Here is a 3,623-nt window from a genome sequence, read left to right on the forward strand (position 1 = left end):
GTGGTAGTGAAATTTCTTTTACTCAAATTTAGGTATTCACTGACCGTTCTTGTTATAAATACCAGAATAATAAGCTACTGATATTCTCCATCTTTTTTATCTTTAATCCATCATAGCTAGCGATGCAACAAAGCCATTCCAGTGTCAAGCACTGGAATGACATCATCTGTTGTGCAATTTACCTTCAAAAATGAATGTTCGTACAGTTATGGAAGACACATTGGAATGACACTATTTGCTGTCTTCAAAAATAAACATTCGTAAAGTTGTGCTTTTAATATGGGTTATCAGTTTAAAAATGTTGCTAATCAGCATATATGAATGTAATATTAATTAACATTCATAAACGAAGCAATACCATGGAAAATAGTTATAATGCCGATGCAATAAAAATCTTAAGGGGTCTTGATGCTGTAAGGAAACGTCCAGGTATGTACATTGGTGACACTGACGATGGATCTGGCTTGCACCACATGGTATATGAGGTTGTTGATAACGCAATAGATGAATCTTTAGCTGGGTATTGTGATAAAATTGAAGTTAGCATAAATAAAGATGGTTCAGTATCAGTAACCGACAATGGTCGTGGCATTCCAACTGACATTCATGAAGAAGAAGGAATATCAGCAGCAGAGGTAATAATGACTCAACTCCATGCTGGTGGTAAATTTGACAGCAATACCTATAAAGTTTCTGGGGGATTACATGGTGTTGGAATCTCAGTTGTGAATGCATTATCAAGCTGGTTGGAATTAATTATTTGGCGCAATAAGAAAGAACACTTTATGCGTTTTGAAGATGGTGAGTCTATTGAACCTTTAAAGGTAGTCAACGAAAATACAAACAAAAGAGGAACTAAAGTCACGTTCATGCCATCAACAGAGACTTTTAATGGCATTAATTTCAGTTACTCAACGCTTGAAAGTCGTATAAGAGAATTAGCATTTTTAAATTCAAATATCGACATTACTTTACGTGATCTGCGCAATGAACCATATACAGAATCTCATTTCAATCAGAGCAATCAATCTAAAGACAATTTTGGTACAGCAAATTTTGTGCAGTATTTAGATAAGAATAAGACACATGTAACTAAAATTGCCAGTATGAAAGGAGATGCAGAAGATCTTGGCATCAGCTTGGAAATATCGATGGAATGGAATGATTCCTACTATGAGAATATGTTGTGTTTCACTAATAATATACGGCAACGAGATGGTGGTACGCATTTGGCAGGATTTAGATCTGCACTAACTAGATGTATCAATACCTATGCAACTAATGAAGGGTTTTTAAAGAAAGCAAAAGTAAATTTAACTGGAGAGGACGTTAGAGAAGGTTTAACTTGTGTTTTATCTCTTAAGATTCCTGATCCTAAGTTTTCTTCACAAACAAAAGATAAACTAGTTAGTTCTGAAGCACGTGCAGTTGTAGAAAGTATAGTTTCTGATAAATTGAGCACAATCCTTGAAACTGATCCCAAATTGGCAGCAAGCATAGTAGAAAGAGCAATCAGGTCAGCAAAAGGAAGAGAAGCTGCAAGAAAAGCGCGCGAGCTAGTTAAAAGCAAAAACAATATTGATATTGCAACTCTGCCAGGAAAGCTTGCTGATTGTCAGGAAAAAGCTCCTGAGTTATCGGAATTATTTATAGTAGAGGGTAATTCAGCAGGTGGTACTGCAAAGCAGGGGCGTAATCGTAAAACACAAGCAGTGCTTGCCTTAAGAGGAAAAATTCTAAACGTAGAACGTGTAAGTTTAGATCGTATTTTTTCATCTGCAGAAATAGGCTCTTTAATTACTGCAATTGGTGCTGGAATAGGGAGTGAACACTTCGATATTGAAAAAGCTAGATATCATAAAATTATCATCATGACAGATGCAGATGTTGATGGTTCACATATAAGAACTTTGATTCTAACTTTCTTTTTTAGACATATGCGTGAAGTTATTGAAAAAGGTTACTTATACATAGCACAGCCACCCCTCTATAAAGTTACAAAGAATGCCAAAGACACTTATATTAAAGATGACGAAACTTTTGAAGAGTATATAATAAACTCAGCAGTTAAAAGATTAACACTAAGTGGTACAGCTACAGAATTTAACAACTTGCGCCTTATTTTGAATAAATGCGTTAGCACTTCTAATATTAGCAAAAATTATGATAGAGAAATACCACAAAATCTCTTAGAGTCATTGCTAATTTTAAGTAAAAAGAATGCTCTATCATCGGCTGATGAGATATTAAAGTATTTGAAGTTAATGTACAGCGAATACACTTGGGAAGTGGAAATAAAAGATGAAGAAAAAGAAATTCATATCTCTAAATTGTTTCAAGGACTGGCAGACAAATATATATTTGCACTTAGTATGCTTGAAGGCAAAGATATGCAAAACATATTAAGTTTGCTTGATGGTATAAGTAATTTATTTAATGGTGATTCATTTTTAAAGTCACAAGAAACTGAAATAAGAATCACTTCTCCAAGTACGCTTGCAAAAATAATAATGGACTATGGTAAAAAAGGTTTAACTCTGCAGAGATTTAAAGGTCTTGGTGAAATGAATGCTGATCAGCTATGGGATACTACGTTAAATCCTGAGGCTAGAACTTTATTAAAGGTTGAAATAAAAGATTGTGAAGAAGCTGATTCCATATTTTCAATATTAATGGGTGATATAGTTGAACCACGCCGTGATTTTATTAATAGCAATGCACTTAATGTGCATGATGTTGATATTTGAACTTTTAGCAAAATGTACGAACGTTACGGGTTTAAGCAAAGACTGTGTCATTCAAGTAGCTGACACTGGTTCCTTTATAACGGTGTCATTCCAGTGCTTGACACTGGAATCCAGGTTGCTCACAAGCAAACTAGCATAGAAAGTGGTTACAACGTTTTCGATGAGATTGCAGAAAGGCTGGATTCCAGTGTCAAGCACTGGAATGAAAGCAGTCCTACGTCATGCCGCGATTCATTCGCGGTATCTCTAGATCCCGCTAACAAGCAGCGGGATGACGGTTGTCAGGGTGTCATCCCACTACCTTCTCCTGTCATCCCAGTGCCTCCCTCCCCTGTCATCCAAGTAGCTTGACACTTGTATCTTTATGATGTGAGGCATTAGAGCTAAAATACCTCACAGGGAGGGTGAAGCTGATGCAACGCTAATGCCATTAAGGCCGAATCCCAGATTTTGCTTCCCTCCCATAGAGTTATAGCTCTTCTCATAATAATCCCAATAAGGTAAGAATGGATTTATGGTAGAGGGGTTTGTATGCCAGCAGCGTATAGTTACGACTTAAGGAAAAAAGCAATGGAAGCAATGGAAGCATTGGATGAAGGAGAAAGTAGAGCAACTGTTGCCAAGTGACCTTACCCAGAAAAAGTGGAGAGAAAGAAAGGAGTTTTTTCGGGTAAAATAAAATTTTGGAGGATTAGAAATGGCAAGAGAATATACGGCAGAATTCAAATTGGAAGCTGTTAAACTGGCAAATGAACAAAGAAAGGCAGGTCAAACAATTACAAAAATAGCAAAGGATTTAGGAATAAAGGGTGGTTTATTAGGAAAATGGATAAAGAAACACAACGAAAAAAAGTCGGCAGCAGATGCATTTCCAGG

General features: G+C 36.2%; 4 protein-coding genes. All 4 read left to right on the top strand.

Annotated elements, in window-relative coordinates; genetic code table 11:
• Positions 1–141: 141 nt before the first annotated feature.
• A complete protein-coding gene (locus OZD64_RS05165; protein WP_010962370.1) occupies positions 142–264 on the top strand; it encodes a hypothetical protein in 123 nt (40 codons plus the stop codon).
• 95 nt (positions 265–359) lie between these two features.
• Positions 360–2,747 carry a DNA topoisomerase (ATP-hydrolyzing) subunit B gene (gene gyrB / locus OZD64_RS05170; protein WP_038199473.1) on the top strand — a complete coding sequence of 796 codons (2,388 nt, stop codon included), beginning with the start codon at positions 360–362 and terminating at the stop codon, positions 2,745–2,747.
• A gap of 93 nt (positions 2,748–2,840) precedes the next feature.
• Positions 2,841–3,098, top strand: a complete 258-nt coding sequence (locus OZD64_RS05175; protein ID WP_010962372.1) for a hypothetical protein — start codon at positions 2,841–2,843, stop codon at positions 3,096–3,098.
• A gap of 346 nt (positions 3,099–3,444) precedes the next feature.
• A partial coding sequence (locus tag OZD64_RS05180) for a transposase (RefSeq protein ID WP_274999447.1) occupies positions 3,445–3,623 on the top strand: 179 nt, incomplete at its 3' end.

Origin of the sequence: Wolbachia endosymbiont of Drosophila tristis (genome assembly GCF_028981745.1) — a bacterium.
GTDB lineage: Bacteria > Pseudomonadota > Alphaproteobacteria > Rickettsiales > Anaplasmataceae > Wolbachia > Wolbachia pipientis.